The organism is Streptomyces sp. NPDC101118 (assembly GCF_044759445.1).
Lineage (GTDB): Bacteria > Actinomycetota > Actinomycetes > Streptomycetales > Streptomycetaceae > Streptomyces.
Genome location: NZ_JBIVZG010000004.1, coordinates 210,441 through 230,898, shown reverse-complemented (window position 1 = coordinate 230,898; position 20,458 = coordinate 210,441). Strand labels below are relative to the sequence as shown.

General features: G+C 72.2%; 21 protein-coding genes. 15 read left to right on the top strand and 6 right to left on the bottom strand.

All coding sequences use genetic code 11. The features are described 5' to 3' along the window. The first annotated feature begins 57 nt into the window (after nucleotides 1-57). The 12 genes from ACIQUQ_RS09930 to ddaH all read left to right on the top strand — a co-directional run bounded on the left by ACIQUQ_RS09930 (nucleotide 58) and on the right by ddaH (nucleotide 10,947). Nucleotides 58-1,008, top strand: a complete 951-nt coding sequence (locus ACIQUQ_RS09930; protein ID WP_403973351.1) for an arylamine N-acetyltransferase — start codon at nucleotides 58-60, stop codon at nucleotides 1,006-1,008. A gap of 139 nt (nucleotides 1,009-1,147) precedes the next feature. Next, nucleotides 1,148-1,909: an indole-3-glycerol-phosphate synthase gene (locus ACIQUQ_RS09925; RefSeq protein WP_403973349.1), complete on the top strand. Its 762-nt coding sequence runs from the start codon at nucleotides 1,148-1,150 to the stop codon at nucleotides 1,907-1,909. A gap of 79 nt (nucleotides 1,910-1,988) precedes the next feature. Continuing rightward, nucleotides 1,989-2,402, top strand: coding sequence for a DUF3151 domain-containing protein (locus ACIQUQ_RS09920; RefSeq protein ID WP_403664450.1), 414 nt, complete (start codon nucleotides 1,989-1,991; stop codon nucleotides 2,400-2,402). Nucleotides 2,403-2,579: 177 nt separating this feature from the next. Then, complete coding sequence (locus ACIQUQ_RS09915; RefSeq protein WP_403973347.1) at nucleotides 2,580-3,425, top strand: tryptophan 2,3-dioxygenase; 846 nt, start codon at nucleotides 2,580-2,582, stop codon at nucleotides 3,423-3,425. Next, nucleotides 3,418-4,671: a kynureninase gene (gene kynU, locus ACIQUQ_RS09910; RefSeq protein ID WP_403973345.1), complete on the top strand. Its 1,254-nt coding sequence runs from the start codon at nucleotides 3,418-3,420 to the stop codon at nucleotides 4,669-4,671. The genes ACIQUQ_RS09915 and kynU overlap by 8 nt, the downstream gene beginning before the upstream one ends. Nucleotides 4,672-4,881: 210 nt before the next feature. Further along, a complete protein-coding gene (locus tag ACIQUQ_RS09905) occupies nucleotides 4,882-5,754 on the top strand; it encodes an alpha/beta hydrolase (RefSeq protein WP_403973343.1) in 873 nt (290 codons plus the stop codon). A 132-nt stretch (nucleotides 5,755-5,886) separates the two neighbouring features. Next, nucleotides 5,887-6,291 (top strand): RidA family protein, encoded by a 405-nt coding sequence (locus ACIQUQ_RS09900; RefSeq protein ID WP_403973341.1) that lies wholly within the window; start codon nucleotides 5,887-5,889, stop codon nucleotides 6,289-6,291. A 277-nt stretch (nucleotides 6,292-6,568) separates the two neighbouring features. Continuing rightward, nucleotides 6,569-7,231, top strand: coding sequence for a 2OG-Fe dioxygenase family protein (locus tag ACIQUQ_RS09895; RefSeq protein WP_403973337.1), 663 nt, complete (start codon nucleotides 6,569-6,571; stop codon nucleotides 7,229-7,231). A 127-nt stretch (nucleotides 7,232-7,358) separates the two neighbouring features. After that, the gene (gene yedA / locus ACIQUQ_RS09890; protein ID WP_403973334.1) at nucleotides 7,359-8,261 is read left to right on the top strand and encodes a drug/metabolite exporter YedA; all 903 of its coding nucleotides are present in this window, start codon (nucleotides 7,359-7,361) and stop codon (nucleotides 8,259-8,261) included. A gap of 60 nt (nucleotides 8,262-8,321) precedes the next feature. Continuing rightward, complete coding sequence (locus tag ACIQUQ_RS09885) at nucleotides 8,322-8,915, top strand: formyltransferase family protein (protein ID WP_403973332.1); 594 nt, start codon at nucleotides 8,322-8,324, stop codon at nucleotides 8,913-8,915. Nucleotides 8,916-8,937: 22 nt separating this feature from the next. Next, nucleotides 8,938-10,131, top strand: coding sequence for an argininosuccinate synthase (locus ACIQUQ_RS09880; protein ID WP_403664435.1), 1,194 nt, complete (start codon nucleotides 8,938-8,940; stop codon nucleotides 10,129-10,131). Between the two features lie 3 nt (nucleotides 10,132-10,134). Beyond that, nucleotides 10,135-10,947, top strand: a complete 813-nt coding sequence (gene ddaH, locus ACIQUQ_RS09875; RefSeq protein WP_403973328.1) for a dimethylargininase — start codon at nucleotides 10,135-10,137, stop codon at nucleotides 10,945-10,947. 69 nt (nucleotides 10,948-11,016) lie between these two features. Here the strand turns inward: ddaH and ACIQUQ_RS09870 are convergent, their stop codons facing one another. Further along, entirely contained in the window at nucleotides 11,017-12,300 is a 1,284-nt protein-coding gene (locus ACIQUQ_RS09870) for an adenylosuccinate synthase (RefSeq protein WP_399947128.1), read from the bottom strand. Nucleotides 12,301-12,463: 163 nt separating this feature from the next. Between ACIQUQ_RS09870 and ACIQUQ_RS09865 the strand changes: the two genes are divergently transcribed. After that, nucleotides 12,464-13,291, top strand: a complete 828-nt coding sequence (locus ACIQUQ_RS09865) for a diacylglycerol kinase (RefSeq protein WP_403973326.1) — start codon at nucleotides 12,464-12,466, stop codon at nucleotides 13,289-13,291. A 29-nt stretch (nucleotides 13,292-13,320) separates the two neighbouring features. Here the strand turns inward: ACIQUQ_RS09865 and ACIQUQ_RS09860 are convergent, their stop codons facing one another. Then, nucleotides 13,321-13,860, bottom strand: a complete 540-nt coding sequence (locus ACIQUQ_RS09860; protein ID WP_403973841.1) for a GbsR/MarR family transcriptional regulator — start codon at nucleotides 13,858-13,860, stop codon at nucleotides 13,321-13,323. A 101-nt stretch (nucleotides 13,861-13,961) separates the two neighbouring features. Here ACIQUQ_RS09860 and ACIQUQ_RS09855 point away from each other — a divergent pair, with 101 nt between their 5' ends. Beyond that, nucleotides 13,962-14,900, top strand: coding sequence for an ATP-binding cassette domain-containing protein (locus tag ACIQUQ_RS09855; protein ID WP_403973323.1), 939 nt, complete (start codon nucleotides 13,962-13,964; stop codon nucleotides 14,898-14,900). After that, the gene (locus ACIQUQ_RS09850; protein WP_403973321.1) at nucleotides 14,897-16,468 is read left to right on the top strand and encodes an ABC transporter permease; all 1,572 of its coding nucleotides are present in this window, start codon (nucleotides 14,897-14,899) and stop codon (nucleotides 16,466-16,468) included. The genes ACIQUQ_RS09855 and ACIQUQ_RS09850 overlap by 4 nt, the downstream gene beginning before the upstream one ends. 35 nt (nucleotides 16,469-16,503) lie before the next feature. Here the strand turns inward: ACIQUQ_RS09850 and ACIQUQ_RS09845 are convergent, their stop codons facing one another. The 4 genes from ACIQUQ_RS09845 to ACIQUQ_RS09830 all read right to left on the bottom strand — a co-directional run bounded on the left by ACIQUQ_RS09845 (nucleotide 16,504) and on the right by ACIQUQ_RS09830 (nucleotide 20,400). After that, nucleotides 16,504-17,721: a cytochrome P450 gene (locus ACIQUQ_RS09845; RefSeq protein WP_403973319.1), complete on the bottom strand. Its 1,218-nt coding sequence runs from the start codon at nucleotides 17,719-17,721 to the stop codon at nucleotides 16,504-16,506. A gap of 16 nt (nucleotides 17,722-17,737) precedes the next feature. Next, nucleotides 17,738-18,328 carry a Uma2 family endonuclease gene (locus tag ACIQUQ_RS09840; protein ID WP_403973317.1) on the bottom strand — a complete coding sequence of 197 codons (591 nt, stop codon included), beginning with the start codon at nucleotides 18,326-18,328 and terminating at the stop codon, nucleotides 17,738-17,740. Nucleotides 18,329-18,421: 93 nt separating this feature from the next. Then, entirely contained in the window at nucleotides 18,422-19,081 is a 660-nt protein-coding gene (locus tag ACIQUQ_RS09835; RefSeq protein WP_399947117.1) for a response regulator, read from the bottom strand. Beyond that, nucleotides 19,078-20,400, bottom strand: a complete 1,323-nt coding sequence (locus tag ACIQUQ_RS09830; protein ID WP_403973314.1) for a sensor histidine kinase — start codon at nucleotides 20,398-20,400, stop codon at nucleotides 19,078-19,080. Before ACIQUQ_RS09830 ends, ACIQUQ_RS09835 begins: the two co-directional genes overlap by 4 nt. Nucleotides 20,401-20,458 lie beyond the last annotated feature (58 nt).

Below are 20,458 nucleotides of genomic sequence, written 5' to 3'. Positions count from 1 at the left end.
ACGTTCTCGCTACGGGCCGTGAGGCGGATGGTGGCCGGACGTGCACGATGGGGCGCCATGACCGCCGCCCCGCTCTCCCCGCCCGCCCCGTTCACCGCGCCCGCCCCCTCCTGGGACGGCCGGCGCCTCGACCTCGACGCGTACCTCCGCCGGATCGGGTACGACGGTGACCTCGCCCCCACCCTCGCCGTGCTGCGGGCCCTGTCGCGGGCGCACGTCACCTCCGTCCCGTTCGAGACCGTGGACATCGCGCTCGGCCGGACCGTCTCCCTCGACCTGGCCGACCTCCAGGACAAGCTGGTCCACCGCCGCCGGGGCGGCTACTGCTACGAACACGCCCTGCTCTTCGCCGCCGCCCTGGAGCGCATCGGCTTCGGCGTCACCGGTCTCTGCTCGCGCGTGCGCACCGGGGCCGCCGGCGTCCGGCCCGCCACCCACGCGCTGCTCCGGGTCGAGACCGCCGAGACCGCCGACACCGGGCGGGCCTGGATCTGCGACCCCGGCTTCGGCCGCAGCCCGCTGGAGCCGCTGGAGCTGGCCGACGGCGCCACGAGCACCGACGGCTGGGGCTTCCGGCTGCGCCGCGAGTCGACCGGGCTGGGCCGGGGGGTGTACGCGCTCCGGGCGCGCGGCCCCGAGGGGTGGTTCGACCTGCACGCCTTCACGACGGACGAGCGCCACCCGTCGGACTGGCTGGTGGCCAGCCACTTCATGTCGACGCACCGCCGCTCGCCGTTCGCCGTACGGCTGGTCGCGCAGCGGATGGCCCCCGACCGGCACCTCTTCCTCGACAGCACCGTCCTGACCACGGTCATGCCGGACGGCACGGCGACCGAGCGGCGCTTCGCGCCGGCCGAGGTGCCGGATCTGCTGGAGGAGGTGTTCGGGCTGGAGCTGTCGTACCCGGACCGGGCGCAGCTCGTCAGCCGTGCCACGATCGCCCTGCCGGGCGAGGCGCCGTACCGGGACCGCCTGCCGGCACCCCCGGCGGCCCTCCCGCGCACCTGACAGGGGTCCCTGACAATCTGACACACCGGCCGGGCGCCGATTGTGCCCCGGCCTGCGGGGCCCGGAGCATCGGCCTGTGAATCGAAGCGGAACCCCTCGTACCGGCAGCATGCGCTCCCACTCCCCCCTCGCCACACTGATGGAAGGGGTACGTGCCGACGTCGTGGTCCGCCAGCTGGCGGTGCCCTTCAGCGATCTGCGGGAGCGGGTCTCGACGGCCTGCCGGCCGGTCGACGCCGGCGCCGTCCTGCGCGGGCCCGACGGGGTACGGGTGATCGGCGAGGTCAAACGGGCCGACCCGGCCCGGGGTCCGCTGGCCGACGTACCCGACCCGGGCGCACTGGCCGCCGCGTACGTGGCCGGCGGCGCTGTGGCGGTGAGCGTGGTGACCGAGCAGCGCCGGCACCGCGGCGCGCAGGGGGACTTCGACGCCGTACGGGCCGCGGTGGACGTACCCGTCATGCTGCGGGACTTCGTGGTGACGGAGTACCAGGTCTGGGAGGCGCGGGCGCGCCGGGCCGACCTGCTGCCGCTGATGGCGGCCGCCCTGCCGGGCCGGAAGCTCGAACGCTTCCTGCACCTGGCCGAGGACATCGGCCTCACCCCGGTCGTCGAGGCGCACACGGAGGAACAGGTGACCCGCGCCCTGGCCGCGGACGCCCGGATCATCGCGATCGACGCCCGCAACCCGCACACCCTGGCCCTGGACCCGGACGCCTTCGCGAAGCTCGCCGCCCCGGTCCCGCCCCACGTGATCCGCATCGCCCAGTCGGGCATCACCACCCCGGCCGACGCGACCACCCTCGGAGAAGCCGGCGCCGACACCCTCCTGGTGGGCACGGCCCTCCTCACCTCCCCGTCCCCGGCGGCCCTCCTGTCCACCCTGATCACCGCCCCCTGACCCCACCCCGCGGCCCCCGTGGGGCCCCGGCGGCCCCCCGCGCCGTGGAAGACCGGGGGGTACGCGGCACACTGGGCACATGGCAACCCACCAGAACCTCCTCGGGGGCCCCGCCCCCACCCACCTGCCCGACGACCCCGAGCCCCGCGAGCTGCTGGCCGCCGGGACGGAGCCGGCCGAGGTGGCCGCGAAGTACCCCGCCTCCTCCCTGGCCTGGGCCCGCCTCGCGGACGACGCCTTCGAGGGCGGCCGCGCGGTCGAGTCGTACGCCTACGCCCGTACCGGGTACCACCGCGGTCTCGACGCCCTGCGCCGCGCCGGCTGGAAGGGACACGGCCCGGTGCCGTGGGAGCACGAGCCGAACCGCGGCTTCCTGCGTGCCCTGCACGCCCTCGCCCGCGCCGCGCAGGCGATCGGTGAGCAGGAGGAGTACGAGCGCTGCTCCACCTTCCTGCGCGACTCCTCGGAGACCGCGGCCGAGACCCTCGGCTGAGCCCCCGCGGGGCGGAGGGCTGCTTTCCGGTTGTGCTCGAGCGCGGCCGGAAAGTGGCCCATATCACCCCGGGACGGGCCGGGGGATGCGGCTTATGATGCCCGCAGGGGACCGGGGCTCCACAGCCACCAGGAAGGAGCGGACCGCTACCCGGAAGTTCGTGTCGAGGAGACAGCGATGTCGCACGCCCTTGATGCCTCCGGAGCCGGTTCGGACACCCCGAACCTCGACTTCGCCGGCACCACCCCCTACGAGGACTACGTCCAGGCGGACGTGCTCACCCACCTCCAGCACCCCCTCTCGGACGACCCGGGAGAGATGGTCTTCCTGGTCACCACCCAGGTCATGGAGCTGTGGTTCACGGTCATCGTCCACGAGTGGGAGACCGCCGCGCGGGCCCTCCGCGAGGACGACCTCGGAGTCGCCATGGACGCCATGGCCCGCTCCTGCCGCGAGCTGGAGGCCCTGAACGCCTCCTGGCGGCCCCTGATCAACCTCACCCCCGCGCAGTTCAACGCCTACCGCAGCGCCCTCGGCGAGGGATCCGGCTTCCAGTCCGCGATGTACCGCCGCATGGAGTTCCTGCTCGGTGAGAAGTCCGCCTCCATGCTCGTCCCGCACCGCGGCGCGCCGCGCGTGCACGCCGAGCTGGAGAAGGCGCTGCACGAGCCCAGCCTGTACGACGAGGTGCTGCGGCTGCTCGCGCGCCGCGGCCTCGGAGTGCCCGCGGCGGTGCTGGACCGCGACCTGTCCCAGAAGTACGAGCCCTCGCCCGAGGTCGAGGCGGTCTGGGCCGGCATCTACTCGGCCGACGACCAGCACGGCGAGCTGGTCCGGCTCGGCGAGGCGCTGACGGACGTCGGCGAGCTGGTCTGGCGCTGGCGCAACGACCACCTGGTCGCCACCCGCCGCGCGATGGGCGCGAAGGTCGGCACCGGCGGCTCCGCGGGCGTGGCCTGGCTGGAGAAGCGCGCCGCCAAGAACGTCTTCCCCGAGCTGTGGACGGCGCGCAGCCATGTCTGAGCCGACCGCGACCCCGCACACCGACCTGTCCATACGCGCCGCCGAGCTCGACGCCGCGGACGAACTCTTCAAGCTCCGCGAGCGCTTCGCCCTCCCCGAGGGCGTGGTCTACCTCGACGGCAACTCCCTCGGAGCGCTGCCCGCCGCCGTGCCCGGCCGCGTCGCGGACGTGGTCTCGCGCGAGTGGGGCGAGCTGCTGATCCGCTCCTGGGACGAGAGCGGCTGGTGGACCGCCCCCGAGCGGATCGGCGACCTGATCGCCCCGCTCGTGGGCGCGGCTCCCGGCCGGATCGTGGTGGGCGACTCCACGAGCGTCAACCTCTTCAAGGCGCTGGTGGGCGCGGCCCGGCTGGTCGCGGCGCGCGACGACGCCGAGGCCGGCACCGGGACCGCCGGTGCGCCCCGTACGGAGCTGCTCGTCGACGCCACCACCTTCCCGACCGACGGCTACATCGCCGCGTCGGCGGCCCGGATGACCGGGCTGACCGTGGTCCCGGTGGACCCGGCCGAGCTGCCGGCCGCGCTGGGTCCGCGTACCGCCGTGGTGCTGATGAACCACGTGGACTACCGCTCCGGGCGCCTCCACGACCTGCCGGGTCTGACCGCCGCGGTCCGGGCGGCCGGTGCGCTGGCCGTCTGGGACCTGTGCCACTCGGCGGGCGCGCTGCCCGTGGGGCTGGACGCGCACGACGTGGACCTTGCGGTGGGCTGCACGTACAAGTACCTCAACGGCGGCCCGGGTTCGCCCGCGTACCTCTACGTCGCGGAGCGCCACCAGGCGGCCTTCGACTCCCCGCTGCCGGGCTGGAACTCGCACGCCGAGCCCTTCGCGATGAGCCCGGGGTACGTGCCGGCGGACGGCGCGCTGCGCGGCCGCGTCGGCACCCCGGACATCCTGTCGATGCTGTCGCTGGAGGCGGCCCTCGGCGTGTGGGACGGGGTGGACGTCGAGGCGGTGCGCGCCAAGTCGCTGGCCCTGACGGACTTCTTCCTGGAGTGCGTCGAGGCGTACGTGCCGGCGGGCCGCGTCGAGTCGGTCACCCCGGCCGCCCACGCCGAGCGGGGCAGCCAGGTGGCGCTGCGCACGGACGACGCGGCCGCGGTGATGAAGGAGCTGATCGCGCGCGGCGTGATCGGCGACTTCCGCCACCCGGACGTGCTGCGGTTCGGCTTCACGCCGCTGTACGTGGGCTTCGCCGACGCGGAGCGCGCGGCGCGGACGCTGGCCGGGATCCTCTCGGCCTGACCGGCCCCGCCCCGGGTCACGTTTCCGGGTGATCATCACCGCCCGGGACGGTGCCCGGGGCGAAACGACACTGCTCCGCTGCGCGGGCGGGACCCCGGTCCCGCCCGCGACGGGACCCGCGCCCCGGCCGGAAGAAGACGCTCCGGCGGATGCTGATACGGTCCCGCTGCCCGGACCGACGGGTCCCCTGTCCCAGAGAGGCTGACCCACGTGACGGACCCCGCAGTGGAACGGGACGCCGCCGAGGAGGCGTCGGCCTTCTCGCACCCGCCCGTGGCCCCCGACGCGACGGCCGCCTACGGTCCGCACCCGGACCAGGTGGTCGACTTCTACGCGCCGCGGGACGGCGGGGAGCGGGCACCGCTGGTGGTGGTGCTGCACGGTGGCGCGTGGCGCGCCCCGTACGACCGCGAGCACATCACCCCGCTGGCCGACTTCCTGGCCCGGCAGGGTTTCGCGGTGGCCAACGTGGAGTACCGGCGCGGGAGTTCCGTACCCCGCCAGGGCGGTGCCGGTCCGGTGGCGGGCCGCTGGCCGGAGACCTTCGACGACGTGGCGGCGGCGATGGACGCGCTGCCGGGGCTGGCCGCGGCGGCGCTGCCGGGGGCCGACGTACGGCGGACGGTGGTGACCGGGCATTCGGCCGGCGGCCAGCTGGCGCTGTGGGCGGCGGCACGGCACGTGCTGCCGGCGGACTCGCCCTGGCGGCTGGCGGAGCCGCCTCCGCTGCGCGGGGTGGTGGCGTTGGCGCCGATCGCGGACTTCCGGCTCTCCGAGGAACTCGCGGTCTGCGGCGGGGCGTGTGCGCAACTCCTGGGCGGGGAAGCCCGCTTCGAGGAGCGGCTGCGTTACGCCGACCCGGCCGCGCTGCTGCCGACGGGCATCGCCACGACGGTGGTCCACGGCAGGGAGGACATCGTCGTGCCGTGCCGGGTGGCCGAGTCGTACGTGGCGGCCGCCGCGAAGGCCGGCGAAACGGTGGGCCTGACGGTGCTCGACGGGGTCGGGCACTTCCCGCTGATCGACCCGGCAGCGGACGCCTGCGCGGTGGTGTCCGAGGAGATCGCCCAACTCGCCTGGTAAAGCGCGTAACGGCAACGTTAACGAGCCAGGGTGAAGGACGGGTTACGAAGTCGGACATGTCCGTCACTTGATCGGGGTAAGCAAGGGCGCTGCTGTCCTGATTGGTTCGTACCTCCTGCCAGGATCCGTCACATGAGCGAGATCACCCTTGCGGAGACCCGTACCCACAACCCCGACCGCGGCGTGTACCCGGCGAGCGGCGACTACGTCCACGCCATGGAAGTCGTCAACCCGCAGCGGCTGTTGTTCGTCGCGGGAACGATGGGGCTGGACGAGAGCGGCGCGGCGGGCGCGACGCTGGAGGACCAGCTGGACCTGATCTGGTCGAACCTGCGGACCATCCTCGGATCAGCCGGTATGGGTGTCGACAACATCGTGCGGCTGACCAGCTACCTGCGTGACGCGTCGTATGCGGGCGCGAACGCCAAGGCCCGGACGGCGGCGCTCGGCGGGCGTCCGGTGCCCACGACGGCGATCGTGGCGCAGACGCTCTCGGAGTCCTGGATGGTCGAGATCGAAGTGATCGCCGCCGCCTGAACCAGCCCCGGTCCGGCTGGCCAAAAATGCTCCAACTTTGCTAAAAAACAAGCCAGTTCTAACAGAGAAACACTTGAATGTGATTGGGGTCACATTTCAATGGCTTGCCTTGAGTGACCCCGATCACCTCCGTCACAGTCGTTCCCGGGTGCGTCTCCTTACAAGGTTCGCAAGGCACCCGAAAGGGCGTGCACGGCACATGGCAGTTGCAAGCAGCACGAAGCAGATATCCGACGACCTCGCAGGACAGGGCTACTCCTTAGTCCGCGGGGCCGAGATGCGCGCGGCACTGACGAGCACCGCCTACGAGGCGGAGCTTGCCGCGGAGTGGGACCGTCTCGGCCCCGACAACTACCTGAAGGACAACGCGCGGTTCCGGGAGCGCCGCTACGGCCGCTTCCTCTACAGCCCGCGCGAGAGGAGCTTCCGCCTCCTCGGTCACCAGCCGTACTTCCAGTCGGAGACGGCCAACCGCTACGCCGGCGGCATCCACCGCGTGGTCGAGCCCGTCACCGAGGCGGCCGTCAAGAACCCGCTGATGCGCGAGCTGGTCGAGTTCGACTTCGACCACTTCCCCGTCGAGGACGAACGCCTCGACCATCCCTGGCTCGTGGCCTGCCACCAGTTCAGGATCATCGCCCGGCCGGAGGAGATCGGCGAACCGACCCCCGAGGGCGTGCACCGCGACGAGATCGACTTCGGTGCGATCCACCTCATGTCCCGCACGAACGCCGACGGCGGCATCTCCAGCGTCTACGACAACGACGAGCGGCTGACCGCGCAGTTCCAGCTGCAGGGCCCGATGGACACGATGTTCTGGGCGGACCGCAAGGTCCTGCACTCGGTCAGCCCGATCACCGTCGTGGACCACTCCGCTCCCGCCGTACGGGACATCCTCATCCTCGGCTACACCTGTTCGCCGGGCTTCGAGGAGCAGTAGCCGGACCTCCGGCCCCACACACACCCGCGCCCGCATTCGTGCCCGCGCTCGCCGTACGCGTCCCCGCGGACGCGTTCTCCGTGTTTCCCGCGTGTTCCCCGTCCCCCTGTGAGAAGGCGAGTCATTCGTGACGGCCATTGACACCCCCCAGACCAAGACCGGGCTGGCACCGCTCGCGATCGTCGCGGTGATCATCACGTACATCGTGTGGGGCTCCACCTACCTGGCGATCGACTACACGCTCGCCACCATGCCGCCCTACGTCATGACGGGCACCCGGTTCCTGCTCGCCGGGCTCCTGCTGCTGCCCTTCCTGTACCTGCGGAAGCACTCGCTGCCCACCCTCAAGCAGTGGGTGAACTGTGCCGTCATCGGCGCTCTGATGCAGGGCGGCTGCGTCGCCAGCATCGCCGTGGCGCAGAAGTCCATCACCAGCGGCCTGGCCGCGGTCGGCATCGCCACCGTGCCGATCTGGACCGCCCTCATGGCGGGCCTCTACACCAAGAAGTGGCCCAACCGCTTCGAGATCGTCGGCATCTCCTGCGGCTTCCTCGGCGTGATCCTGATCAACCTCGAAGGCGGCATCTCCGGTGCCACCAAGGGCGCGGTCATCATCAGCATCGCGGCCCTCTGCTGGTCCCTGGGCTCGGTGATGAGCCAGCACGTCGACATCCCCGAGGGCCCGATGGCCTACGCCGCCGAGATGCTGGCCGGCGGCACCCTGGTCACCCTCGTCGGCCTGATCGGCGGCGAGCGGATCACCGAGACGCCCGACTCCGGCGCGGTCTGGTCGTGGCTCTACCTCATCGTGGGCGGCTCCCTGCTCGCCTACACCGCGTACATGTACCTGCTCAAGACGGTCCGCACGGCGATCGCCACCAGCTACACGCTGGTCACGCCCGTGATCGCGGTCTTCCTCGGGTACTGGCTGCTGTCGGAGGACATCACCCCCGTCACCGCCGCCGCCGTCGTCGCGGTGCTCTGCGGCGTGGCCTTCATCTTCAAGGGCCGTTCCGTGCAGTCGGAGTAGCAGCCGACGGCGCTCGTGTTCGTACGACGAAAACGACAACAGAGAAGAAGAGGCTCCACCATGTCGAACGACTCCGTCTTATTCATCGGCGACAACTCGCGCTGGAGCGAACTCGCCTCCGCGTACCTCACCTCCCTCTTCCCCCATACCGACACCGTGCTGTGGGACCACGGCGGTAAACGCCCGGCCTTCGTCGACTCCTGGCAGGGCGACCGGATCTTCTGCTTCAAGGCGGACCTGATCCTCACCCCGGACAACCTGGCCAGTGCCAGGAAGTCCGCGATCAATTTCCACCCCGCGATCCCGACGTACCGCGGCATCGGCGGCTACGACTGGGTGATCAACGACGGCGGCACCGAGTTCGGCGCCACCGCCCACCACATCAACGCGAAGATCGACGCGGGCCCGATCATCAAGGTGGTCCGCTTCCCGATCAACGCCGCCGAGGAGACCCCGGAGGGGCTCAGCGAGCGCACCGCCGCCTACTGCCTCACCCTCTTCTACGAGGTCGTCGGCCTGCTCCACGACGGCGCCGAACTGCCCCTCTCCCCGGAGGTCTGGGGCCCCCGCCTCTACACCCGGGCCATGCTCACCCGCTTCCGCGCCGGAGAGGGTGCGCCCTTCGCGCACGAGCTCTCCGCCGTCGGTTCCTGACCCGGTCGCAGAGAGGGTGCCAATGAAGATCGTTCTGGCGTATTCGGGCGGACTCGACACCTCCCTCGCCCTGGGCTGGCTGCGGCAGCACTACGACGCCGAGGTGATCGCGTTCTGCGCGGACATCGGCCAGTTCGAGGACCTCTCGGACGTCGCCGACCGCGCGAAGCGCAACGGTGCGTCCGGGGTGTACGTCGACGACCTCCGGCAGCAGTTCCTGGAGGAGTACGCCTTCCGGGCCCTGAAGGCGGACGCCGTCTTCGAGGGCAAGTACTACATGGCCGCCTCCCTCAGCCGCCCGCTCATCGCGCAGCGGCTGGTGGAGATCGCCGAGGCGGAGGGTGCCGACGCCGTGGCGCACGGCGCCACCGGCAAGGGCAACGACCAGGTCCGCTTCTACGCGGGCATCTCGGCGCTCAACCCGGACCTGCGGATCATCTCCCCGGTGATGGAGTGGGACCTCACCACCCGCGGCCGGCAGATCGCGTTCGCCGAGGAGCACGGCCTGTCCATCCCGGCCTTCAAGACCAGCCCGTACAGCCGGGACACCAACATCTGGGGCACGAGCGTCGAGTGCGGTCCGCTCGACGACATCTCGGCCGCGCCGCCCGAGGAGGTCTACAAGATCACCGCGGCGGCGGAGGCGGCCCCCGAGGAGCCGGCCACCGTCACGATCGGCTTCGAGCGCGGCGTACCGGTCGCGCTCGACGGCGTGCGGCTCGGCCCCGTGGAGCTGGTCTCGCGGCTCAACGAGCTGGGCGGGGCGCACGGCGTCGGCCGGATCGACATCATGGAGAACCGGCTGGTCGGCTTCAAGGTCCGCGGCGTGTACGAGGCTCCGGCCGCGGCCATCCTGTACGAGGCCCACCGCGAGCTGGAGAACCTGGTCCTGGAGTCGGACCTGTTCCACTACAAGGAGCTCGTCTCGCGCAAGTATGCCGAACTGGTATACGAGGCGAAGTGGTTCGGCGGGCTGCGGCAGAGCCTGGACGCCTTCTTCGAGCACGTGCAGGAGCGGGTCTCGGGCGAGGTGTCCGTCCGCCTCTACAAGGGTTCCGTCACCGTTCAGACCCGCCACTCCGGCCATTCGCTGTACCGGCTGAGCATCGCCTCGTACGAGTCCGAGGCCGAGTTCGACCACGGCGCCGGTACGGGCTTCTCCTACATCTGGTCCCTGCCCGGCCGGATATCCGCAATGCAGCGAAAGGACCAGTAAGGCATGACCCGCCAGGCAACCGTCCGCCATCTGCTGATGTGCCGACCGCACCACTTCGACGTCCGCTACTCCATCAACCCGTGGATGGAACCGGAGGACGGCGCGGACAACCCCCTCGCGGTGCGCCAGTGGGTCCAGCTGCGCGAGCTCTACAAGGAGCTGGGACACAAGGTCGAGGAGATCGACCCCGTGGAGGGCCTGCCCGACATGGTGTTCGCCGCGAACGGCGCCACCGTCGTCGGCGGCAAGGTGCTCGGCGCGCGCTTCCGGTACCCCGAGCGCGCCGCCGAGGGCCCCGCGTACCTCTCCTGGTTCCGCGAGCAGGGCTGGGCCGACCTCCTCGACCCCGAGTACGTGAACGAGGGCGAGGGCGACTACCTGCTGGTGGGCGACCGGCTGCTGGCCGGTACGGGCTTCCGTACCGACCCGCGCTCGCACGCCGAGGCCGAGGCGTTCCTCGGCGTCCCGGTCACCCCGCTGCACCTGGTCAACCCGCGCTTCTACCACCTGGACACCGCGCTCGCGGTGCTCGGCGAGACCGAGGTCATGTACTACCCCGCGGCCTTCTCGCCGGAGAGCCGCGAGGTGCTGGAGCGGCTCTACCCGGACGCGCTGCTCGCCACCGAGGAGGACGCGGAGGTCTTCGGGCTGAACGCCTTCTCCGACGGGCTCAACGTGGTGCTGCCGAAGGCCGCGGAGCGGCTGGCCGCCGAGCTGGCCGCCCGCGGGTTCAACCCCGTCGGGGTGGACCTGTCCGAGCTGCTCAAGGCGGGCGGCAGCGTCAAGTGCTGCACGCTGGAGCTGCGGGACAGCTGAGTCCGCGGCGCCCGGAACGCGAGGAGCCCCCCACCGCGGTGCGGTGGGGGGCTCCTCGCATGCGTGGTCCTAGATGAACGAGTTGATCTCGATCGTCTCGGTGCGGCCGGGGCCGACGCCGATCGCGGAGATCGGGGCACCCGACATCTCCTCCAGGGCCTTCACGTACGCCTGCGCGTTCTTCGGCAGGTCGGCGAAGGTCTTGGCCTTGGTGATGTCCTCCGACCAGCCCGGCAGGTACTCGTAGACCGGCTTGGCGTGGTGGAAGTCCGTCTGCGAGTACGGCAGCTCCTCGACGCGCTTGCCGTCGATCTCGTACGCGACGCAGACCGGGATCTGCTCCCAGCCGGTCAGCACGTCCAGCTTGGTGAGGAAGAAGTCGGTGAGGCCGTTGACGCGGGTGGCGTAGCGGGCGATCACCGCGTCGAACCAGCCGCAGCGGCGGTCACGGCCGGTGGTGACACCGCGCTCGCCGCCGATGCGGCGCAGGTCCTCGCCGTCCTGGTCGAAGAGCTCGGTCGGGAACGGACCGGCGCCGACGCGGGTGGTGTAGGCCTTGAGGATGCCGATCACGCGGGTGATCTTCGTCGGGCCGACGCCCGTGCCGGTGCAGGCGCCGCCGGCGGTCGGGTTCGAGGAGGTGACGAAGGGGTACGTGCCGTGGTCGACGTCGAGCAGGGTGCCCTGGCCGCCCTCGAACAGCACGACCTTGTCCTCGTCGAGCGCGTTGTTGAGGATCAGGGTGGTGTCGGCGACGAAGGGCTTGATCTGCTCCGCGTACTGGAGCATCTCCTCCACGATCGCGCCGGCCTCGATCGCGCGGCGGTTGTAGAGCTTGGCGAGCAGCTGGTTCTTGTTCTCCAGCGCCGCCTCGACCTTCTGGATGAGGATCGACTCGTCGTAGAGGTCCTGGACCCGGATGCCCACGCGGTTGATCTTGTCCGCGTAGGTGGGGCCGATGCCGCGGCCGGTGGTGCCGATCTTGCGCTTGCCGAGGAAGCGCTCGCCCACCTTGTCGAGGGTGACGTTGTAGGGCGTGATGAGGTGCGCGTTGCCGCTGATCAGCAGCTTCGAGGTGTCGACGCCGCGCTCGTTGAGGCCCTTGAGCTCGGAGAGCAGCACGGCCGGGTCGACGACGACGCCGTTGCCGATGACCGGGGTGCACTCAGGGGTGAGGATGCCGGACGGGAGGAGGTGCAGGGCGTACTTCTGGTCGCCCACGACTACCGTGTGGCCGGCGTTGTTGCCGCCCTGGTAGCGGACGACGTAGTCGACGGAACCACCGAGGAGGTCGGTGGCCTTTCCCTTGCCCTCGTCACCCCACTGGGCTCCGAGCAGCACAAGAGCGGGCACAGGCGTACACCTCTTCCGGATGGGGCATGTCCAAGGTCAGGGGGCGTACGACGATGTACACCGCAGGCTGAGCCGTCGGACCGGTGCCCCGGAATAGACGAAGCCCCTGGCGCAATAGCGCAAGGGGCTCTTGCACAAAGATGCTACCCGAGGAAGGACCGAGGTGTCGGCTCCAGAGCCCACCATGAGCCACGCGGGCGCGGCGGAGGCCGGCCTGCTCGTGCTCGTCGACCCGGTCGCCCGCCGTCTGGACGGCGAGTCCGTGCGGATCGCGAAGGACGTGCTGAGCGCCGGTGCGGAGGCCAAGATCTGCCTCCCCGAGGGGCCGGAGGAGTTCGCGCGGGCACTCGCCCGGCGGGGTCATCGGCGGCCGGTGATCGTGGGGGACGACCGGGCTCTGGCCCGTGCCGTGTCGCTGCTGCACCGGGAGCGGGAGCTGCGCGAGGGCGCCGTCTCGCTGGTGCCGGTGGGACCGTCCGGCTCGCTGGCGGTGGCCCGGTCGCTGGGCGTGCCGACGAGCGCGGTGCTGGCGGCCAGGGCGGCGCTGGACGGGGTGGTGGAGCGGCTCGACCTGCTGGTCGACGACAGCGACGGGGTGGTGCTGGGGGGCCTGCGGATCCCCGCGATGGGTGCGGCGCCCCCGCCGGCTCCCTCGGTGTGGAGCGCCTGCCGGTCGCTGGTGCGGACCCTGGTGCGGCCGCCGGTCGGCGCGCACGCCGGGGCCCGGCTGCGGGTGGAGGCGGACGGCGTGCTGCTCAGCGACGTGGACCGGCCGGTGCGGGACGTGTCGGTGGCGTCGGCGGGCGGGCTGGCGGAGGTCACCGTACGGACCGGGCTGTCGCGTGACCCGGTGACGGCGCGGGCCCGGACGGTGACCGTCTCCGGCGCGGACTTCCGCTACCGCGCCGACCATCGCGTCACCGGCCCGGTGCGGCGGCGTACGTGGACCCTGCGGCCGGGGGCGTGGGGGCTGACGCTGCCGCGCGGGTAGCGGGCCCCACCTGAGCCGAAGACACGGCCTCAGGGGGCGTCCGGGAGGCCGAGGGTCGCGCGGTGGGCGCGCCAGCGGTCCATCATGCCCAGGATCTCCTGGCGGAGGAACGCGAAGAAGGCCGCCGTCTCGGCCACCCGCGCCCCGGCGGGGGAGCCGGGGCCGAGCGTGGCCGCGCCCTCGCGCAGGGTCGTCTCCCACCGGTCCAGCAGCTGGTCGCGGCGGGCGAAGGTCTCGTACCAGATCGCGTTGTGCAGCACGTACCGGTCGCGCCGGGAACCCGGCTCGCGCTCGCGGCTGACCATGTCGACCTGGGAGAGGTAGGCGATCGCGCCGGACACGGCCGCCGGGCTGATGCTCAGGGCCTCGGAGAGCTCGGCGGAGGTCATCGCGCCGCGGTCGCTGACCAGCAGGGCCGCGAAGACGCGGGCGGCCATGCGCTGCATGCCGGCGTCGGTCAGCTGGGCCGCGAAGCGTTCGACGAAGCGCGAGACGGCTTCCTGGTCGCGGCCGTCGTCCCGGCCGTCGTCCCGGCCGTCGTCCCGGTCGCCGGCCCTGGCTGTCCCCATCCGCTCCATCCGCTCCATCCGCTCCATCCTCCGGACTCTACGTGAGGTTCCGAGACTTCCCGAGGTTCACAAATTTGTGAAAGAAGCGTACGTTCGGAGCCATGACGAAGGCAATCAGCGTCGCCGGACTCCACAAGTCCTTCGGGCGCACCCACGCGCTGGACGGCCTCGACCTGACCGTCGGGACCGGCGAGGTCCACGGCTTCCTCGGCCCCAACGGTTCCGGGAAGTCCACCACCATCCGGGTGCTCCTCGGACTGCTGCGCGCCGACTCCGGCACCGCGCTGCTCCTCGGGGGCGACCCCTGGAAGGACGCGGTGGAGCTGCACCGCCGCATCGCGTACGTGCCCGGCGACGTCACCCTCTGGCGCAACCTCACCGGCGGCGAGGTCATCGACCTCTACGGCCGCCTGCGCGGCGGACTCGACCGGGCCCGCCGCGCGGCCCTGGTCGAGCGCTTCGAGCTCGACCCGGCCAAGAAGGGCCGTACCTACTCCAAGGGCAACCGCCAGAAGGTGGCCCTGGTCGCGGCCTTCGCCTCGGACGCCGAACTGCTCGTCCTCGACGAGCCCACCAGCGGCCTGGACCCGCTCATGGAGGAGGTCTTCCGGGAGTGCGTCGCCGAGGCGCGTGCCGCCGGGCGGACCGTGCTGCTCAGCTCGCACGTGCTGAGCGAGGTGGAGGCGCTCTGCGACCGGGTGAGCATCATCCGGTCCGGCCGCACCGTCGAGACCGGCTCCCTCGCCGACCTGCGCCACCTCACCAGGACCAGCGTCTCCGCCGAGCTGGCCACGCCGCCCAACGGCCTGAGCCGCCTGCCGGGCGTCCACGACGTCGACGTGCAGGGGCTGCGGGTCCGGCTGCAGGTCGACACCGACAAGCTGGACGCGGTACTGCGCTCCCTGACCGGATCCGGAGTGCGGTCGCTGACCTCGACACCGCCCACGCTGGAGGAGCTGTTCCTGCGCCACTACGCGGCGGACGGCTCCGGGGCGGGCGGCTCCGCGGCCGGCAGCGACGGGGCGGGAGGCGCGCGGTGAAGCGGCCGTTCGCCGGGACCGGCACGCTGCTGCGGCTGGCCCTGCGCCGGGACCGCGTGCTGATCCCGGTCTGGGTGCTGGTGATCACGACGATGCTGGTCAGCATGCCCGGCTCCCTCGGGAGCGTGTACGGCAGCGCCGCCGAGCGGGCCTCGGTGGCCGCCACCATGAACGCCAACAGCTCGATGCGGGCCATGTACGGGCCCGTGTTCAGCGACTCGCTCGGCGGTCTGACGGCCTGGCGGATGGGGGTCTTCGGTGCCCTGCTCGCCGCCGTCATGAGCCTGGTGGTCGTCGTCCGGCACACCCGCGAGGAGGAGGAGACGGGCCGGCAGGAAATGGTCTCCGCCGCGATGGTGGGGCGTCGGGCGCCGCTGACGGCGGCCCTGCTCGCCGCCCTCACCGCCAACGGGCTGCTCGCCGTACTGGTCGCCGCCGGCCTCGCCGGACAGGGCGCCGCCGGCGCGGCCGCCCTCGGCCTGGCCGTCGGCGGCACCGGGATGCTCTTCGCCACCACGGCGGCCCTCGCGGCACAGGCCACCGAGAGCGCCCGGGCAGCCAAGGGGCTGACCGCGGCCGTGCTGGGCGCCGCCTTCGTGCTGCGCGCGGCGGGCGACGCCGGGGCGGCCGACGGCTCCTCGGCGCTGACCTGGCTCTCGCCGCTGGGCTGGGTCGGGCAGGTACGCGCCTTCGCCGCCGAACGCTGGTGGGTGCTGGGCCTCCTCGCGGCCGCGGTGGCGGCGCAGGCCCTGCTGGCGTACGCCCTGGCCGGGCGGCGCGACGTGGGGATGAGCTTCCTGCCGGCCCGCCCGGGGCCGGCGGAGGGGCGGCTCGGGTCCGCGGGGGCGCTCGCCCGGCGCCTCCAGCGCGGCGCGCTGCTGGCCTGGGCGCTGGGCTTCCTGGTCGCGGGGGTGGTGTTCGGCGGGATGACCGAGGGCGTCGCGGACCTGGTCGGCCAGAACGCGAAGACCCGCGAGATCTTCGAGCGGATGGGCGGCCAGGCCGCGCTGACCGACGCCTTCCTGGCTGCGATGGCCGGGATGCTCGGGATGGTGGCCGGTCTCTTCGCCGTCGGCGCGGTGCTGCGGCTGCGGGGCGAGGAGACCGGCGGCCGGGCCGAACCGCTGCTGGCCCACCCGGTCGGCCGGCTGCGCTGGGCCGGGGGACACCTGGCGGTCGCCTTCGGCGGTTCCGCCCTGGTCCTGCTGGCCGGCGGGGTCGGGCTGGCGGCCGGGTACGGGCACCGGTTCTGGCCCGTGGTCGGCGCCTGCCTGGCGCAGCTGCCGGCCGTGTGGGCGCTCGGGGGGCTGGCGGTGCTGCTGTACGGGGCCGTGCCGCGGGCCGCGGTGGCCGCCTGGGCCGCCGCGGGGCTCGCGCTGGGCCTGGGCTGGATCGGCCCGGCGCTGAACCTGCCCGACGCGGTCCTGGACCTGTCGCCCTTCGCGCACCTGCCGAAGCTGCCGGGCGACGAGGTGGCCTGGGCGCCGCTGCCGGTGCTGGGGTTGCTCGCCGCGGCCCTGGCGGCCGGGGGCCTCGCGGCCCTGCGCCGCCGGGACCTGACGACGTAGGCGAGGCGGGCCCCGGAGGGCGCTGCGGCCGCGGGTCAGAACTCGACCGGCAGCTCCTTCAGGCCCCGGATCACATAGCCCTCCTGCCACTGCGGCTCGGCGACGAGCCGCAGTGGCGGCACGCCGTCCGCGAGCAGCGCGCCGAAGGAGGCGGACAGCTCCAGCCGCGCCAGCGGGGCGCCCAGGCAGTAGTGGATGCCGGCGCCGAAGGTGATGTGCGGGTTGTCGGTGCGTACGAGGTCCAGCTCGTCCGGGCGGGCGAACCGGGCCGGGTCGCGGTTGGCCGAGCCGAACAGCAGGGCCACCTCCGAGCCGCGGGGGATCTTCACGTCCCCGACCTCGATGTCGTCCAGCACCCAGCGCTCGAACATCTGGAGCGGGGTGTCGAAGCGCATCAGCTCCTCCACAGCTGTGGACAGCACCCCGGCCGGGTCGGCGCGGAGGGCGGCCAGCTGCTGGGGGTGGCGGAACAGGGTCCACCAGCCGTTGCCCGTGGTGTTGACCGTCGCCTCGTGACCGGCGTTGAGCAGCAGCACGCAGGTGGAGACCATCTCCTGCTCGCTCAGCCGCCCCTCCTCGTCGTGCGCGGCGATCAGCGCCGAGATCAGATCGGTGTCCGGCTCCCGGCGGCGTTCCTCGATCAGCTCCCGCAGGTAGAGGTCGAACTCCTGGCAGGCCCGCACCGCCGCCTGCGCGGTCTCCTCGGACGGGTTGAGCTCGAACATCCCGCAGATCGCCGCCGACCAGGGGCGCAGCAGGTGCCGGTCGCCCTCGGGCACCCCGAGCAGCTCGGCGATCACCGCCACCGGCAGCGGCTCCGCGACCCGGGCGATCAGGTCCCCGCCGCCGTCCGCGAGCAGCCCCTCGACCAGCTCGCCCGCCAGCTGCCGGACGGTCGGCGCCAGCCGTTCCACCATCCGGGGCGTGAACGCCTTCGCCACCAGCCGCCGGACCCGCGCGTGGTGCGGGTCCTCCAGGTCCAGCAGCCCGTTGCCGTTCATCACGTGGAAGGGCTCGTGCGCGGCCGGCGGGGGAGTGCGCCCGAACTCCTCGTGCGTGAACCGGTGCAGGTACGTGCGCCCCAGCCGCCGGTCCCGCAGCAGCGCGCTCACGTCGTCGTAGTGCGGGATCAGCCACTGGCCGGTGGGCTCGTAGAACACGGCCCGCCCCTCGCGCCGCAGCCGGGCGTACGCGGGATAGGGATCGGCGACGAACCCGGCCGACCACGGATCGAAAACAGCGCCCTCGTCCATGCCCCGACGCTACCGCCTAGCGGACGTAGTCCTTGAGCTTCCCGGTGTCGAATGCGAAGCCGACGGGCTCCGGCAGCATCACTTCGTGTCCGAAGCTCACCGCTTGCACGGTGGCATAGTCGCCGTCCTCCGGGGTGCTGTGGACGACGACCTTGCCGGCTTCGCGATCGATGAGCAGGTAGACCGGGATGCCGGCTGCGGCGTAGGCGGCGGGCTTCTCCCGTCGGTCTCGGCGGTCGGTGTCGGAGTCGTACGAGGTGATCTCGACTGCCATGAGGACAGCCTCGGGATCGGCCCATTCGCCACCGCCCGTGAACGCCTCGCGCGGCGCGAGCGATCCGTCCGGGCGTGCCCTGCCCTTCCGGTAGTGCTCGACCTTCAATCCCTGCGACTCGGGAAACAGACGCAGGTCCGGCCGATGCTCCAGGCAGATGTCCGCCAGCCACCACCAGATCTGGTTGTGATCGCCGTCCGGCACGGCCTTCTCTCCGATCCTTCCACCGACGAACTCCAACCTGGCGGAATCGGATTCCCTGGCTGCGAACGCGGCGATCTTCTCGAAGTCACGGACCGACATGCTTGACGTGCGCTCTGCCATAAGCGTCATGGTGCCCCTCCTTCCAGGCCGAGGCCAGCGTGTCGGCCGTAGCCGAGGGCGGCAACAGCTTCCGGCATATGCCACCCGAGGGGGTGAACGCGCCTACCCCGGCGTGACCAGCCGGGCCTCGTACGCGAAGACGGCGGCCTGGGTGCGGTCGCGGAGCCCGAGCTTCACCAGGATCCGGCTGACATGCGTCTTGATCGTGGACTCGGCGATGACCAGCCGCTCCGCGATCTCCGCGTTGGACAGGCCCTGGGCGATGAGGATCAGCACCTCCGTCTCCCGGTCCGTCAGCTCACCGACCTGGGTGCGGTCGCCCACCTTGGGGGACTCGGCGAGCTTCGAGAACTCCGCGATCAGCCGCTTGGTCACCGAAGGCGCCAGCAGTGCCTCGCCCGAGGCCACCACCCGGACCCCGTCGGCCAGCTGACGCGCCGAGGCGTCCTTGAGCAGGAAGCCGGAGGCCCCCGCCCGCAGTGCCTGGTAGACGTACTCGTCGAGGTCGAACGTGGTCAGCACCAGCACCTTCGCGTCCGCGTCCGCCGCCACGATCTCCCGGGTCGCCTCCAGGCCGTTGAGCACCGGCATCCGGATGTCCATCAGCACCACGTCCGGCCGCAGCGCGGCGACCTGCGTGATCGCCTCGCGGCCGTCGACCGCCTCGCCCACCACCTCGATGTCGGGCATCGCGTTCAGCAGCACCGAGAAGCCCTCGCGGACCATCATCTGGTCGTCCACGATCAGGACCCTGATCGTCATGCGGCGTCCTCGTCCGTCCGCGCCCGCACCGGTATGAAGACCGCGACCTCGTAGCCGCCGTCCGCTGTGGACCCGGCCGTCATCTCGCCCTCCAGCATGGCCACCCGCTCCTGCATCCCCGTGATCCCGTGCCCCGCACCCGGCGAGGGCCTGACGTCCCCGGTCGGCGCGTCGTTCACGATCCGCAGCCCGAGCCCGCCCAGGACGTACCCGATCTCCACACCGGCCCGCGCCCCGGGCGCATGGCGCAGCGTATTGCTCAGCGCCTCCTGGATGATCCGGTACGCCGACAGCTCCACGCCCTGCGGCAGCTCCCGCACCGCTCCGGTCACCGTCTTGTCCACCGTCAGCCCGGCGTCACGGACGTTGGCCAGCAGCCCGTCCAGCGAGGCCAGCGTGGGCTGCGGGGCCTCGGGGGCCTCGTAGTCGGCGGACCGCACCACACCCAGCACCCGGCGCAACTCGGTCAGCGCCGCCACCGCGTTCTCCCTGATGGTGAGGAAGGCCTGCTCCAGCTCCGGCGGAGGGTTCTCCACCCGGTACGGCGCGGCCTCCGCCTGGATCGCGACCACCGACATGTGGTGCGCCACCACGTCGTGCAGCTCCCGCGCGATGGTGGTGCGCTCCTCCAGCAGCGTCCGCTTGTCCCGCTCGACGGCCGTCACCTCCTGCTGCGCGGTGACCTCCTTCGCCGCCTGGCTGCGGATCTTCAGCACGCTGACGGCCAGCAGCGCGATCGCGGACACGACCGCCAGCGGGCCCGTGTTGTCCGTGCCGTCCAGGCTGAGCGCGCTGCTCAGCAGGCCGCCGACCAGCACCGTGACGAACCACATCCACCCCCCGACCCGGGGCCGGGTACGGGCCGTCACCAGCACCATGACCAGGACGTGGGCCACGAACGTGGCCGGCGACCAGGGCCAGAAATCGGTGCGGCCGACCACCCCGAGCACCAGCGTCGCTGCCAGCGAGGCCCAGAACGCGCCCACCGGCCGCACCAGGGTCATCAGCACCGGCGCCGCCGCGACGAGGCCGAAGACGAAGGCGCTGAAGGGCCCGGCGGCGCCGCTGCCGTTGGCCAGGCTCATCAGCAGGACGAACCCGGCACCCGCGACGACCAGGGCGTGCGGCGTCCAGGCCGCCCGTGGACGTATCCGCCGGGGCAGCAGCCGGGTCAGCGGCCCGTCCGTGCGCATCCGCTCCAGCGGCCGGTACGCGAACGCGTCCGTGATGAGGTCGTGCCGCAGCTGGGCAACGATCCCGGAGGCCAGCTTCAGCTCCGGCGAATGGGTCCGGGTCCCCCCGGTGGTCGTCTCGGTCACGTACAGAACGGTAGGCCGCCGTCCCCCTCACCCACGTCGGGCCGGAAGGGGATTTCTC

What these genes read in the sequence shown, in the direction of transcription:
- ACIQUQ_RS09930 (WP_403973351.1), top strand. Translation starts at nt 58, where the DNA reads ATGACCGCCGCCCCGCTCTCCCCGCCCGCCCCGTTCACCGCGCCCGCC.
- ACIQUQ_RS09925 (WP_403973349.1), top strand. Translation starts at nt 1,148, where the DNA reads ATGGAAGGGGTACGTGCCGACGTCGTGGTCCGCCAGCTGGCGGTGCCC.
- ACIQUQ_RS09920 (WP_403664450.1), top strand. Translation starts at nt 1,989, where the DNA reads ATGGCAACCCACCAGAACCTCCTCGGGGGCCCCGCCCCCACCCACCTG.
- ACIQUQ_RS09915 (WP_403973347.1), top strand. Translation starts at nt 2,580, where the DNA reads ATGTCGCACGCCCTTGATGCCTCCGGAGCCGGTTCGGACACCCCGAAC.
- kynU (WP_403973345.1), top strand. Translation starts at nt 3,418, where the DNA reads ATGTCTGAGCCGACCGCGACCCCGCACACCGACCTGTCCATACGCGCC.
- ACIQUQ_RS09900 (WP_403973341.1), top strand. Translation starts at nt 5,887, where the DNA reads ATGAGCGAGATCACCCTTGCGGAGACCCGTACCCACAACCCCGACCGC.
- ACIQUQ_RS09895 (WP_403973337.1), top strand. Translation starts at nt 6,569, where the DNA reads ATGCGCGCGGCACTGACGAGCACCGCCTACGAGGCGGAGCTTGCCGCG.
- ACIQUQ_RS09885 (WP_403973332.1), top strand. Translation starts at nt 8,322, where the DNA reads ATGTCGAACGACTCCGTCTTATTCATCGGCGACAACTCGCGCTGGAGC.
- ACIQUQ_RS09880 (WP_403664435.1), top strand. Translation starts at nt 8,938, where the DNA reads ATGAAGATCGTTCTGGCGTATTCGGGCGGACTCGACACCTCCCTCGCC.
- ddaH (WP_403973328.1), top strand. Translation starts at nt 10,135, where the DNA reads ATGACCCGCCAGGCAACCGTCCGCCATCTGCTGATGTGCCGACCGCAC.
- ACIQUQ_RS09860 (WP_403973841.1), bottom strand. Translation starts at nt 13,860, where the DNA reads ATGGGGACAGCCAGGGCCGGCGACCGGGACGACGGCCGGGACGACGGC.
- ACIQUQ_RS09855 (WP_403973323.1), top strand. Translation starts at nt 13,962, where the DNA reads ATGACGAAGGCAATCAGCGTCGCCGGACTCCACAAGTCCTTCGGGCGC.
- ACIQUQ_RS09845 (WP_403973319.1), bottom strand. Translation starts at nt 17,721, where the DNA reads ATGGACGAGGGCGCTGTTTTCGATCCGTGGTCGGCCGGGTTCGTCGCC.
- ACIQUQ_RS09840 (WP_403973317.1), bottom strand. Translation starts at nt 18,328, where the DNA reads ATGACGCTTATGGCAGAGCGCACGTCAAGCATGTCGGTCCGTGACTTC.
- ACIQUQ_RS09835 (WP_399947117.1), bottom strand. Translation starts at nt 19,081, where the DNA reads ATGACGATCAGGGTCCTGATCGTGGACGACCAGATGATGGTCCGCGAG.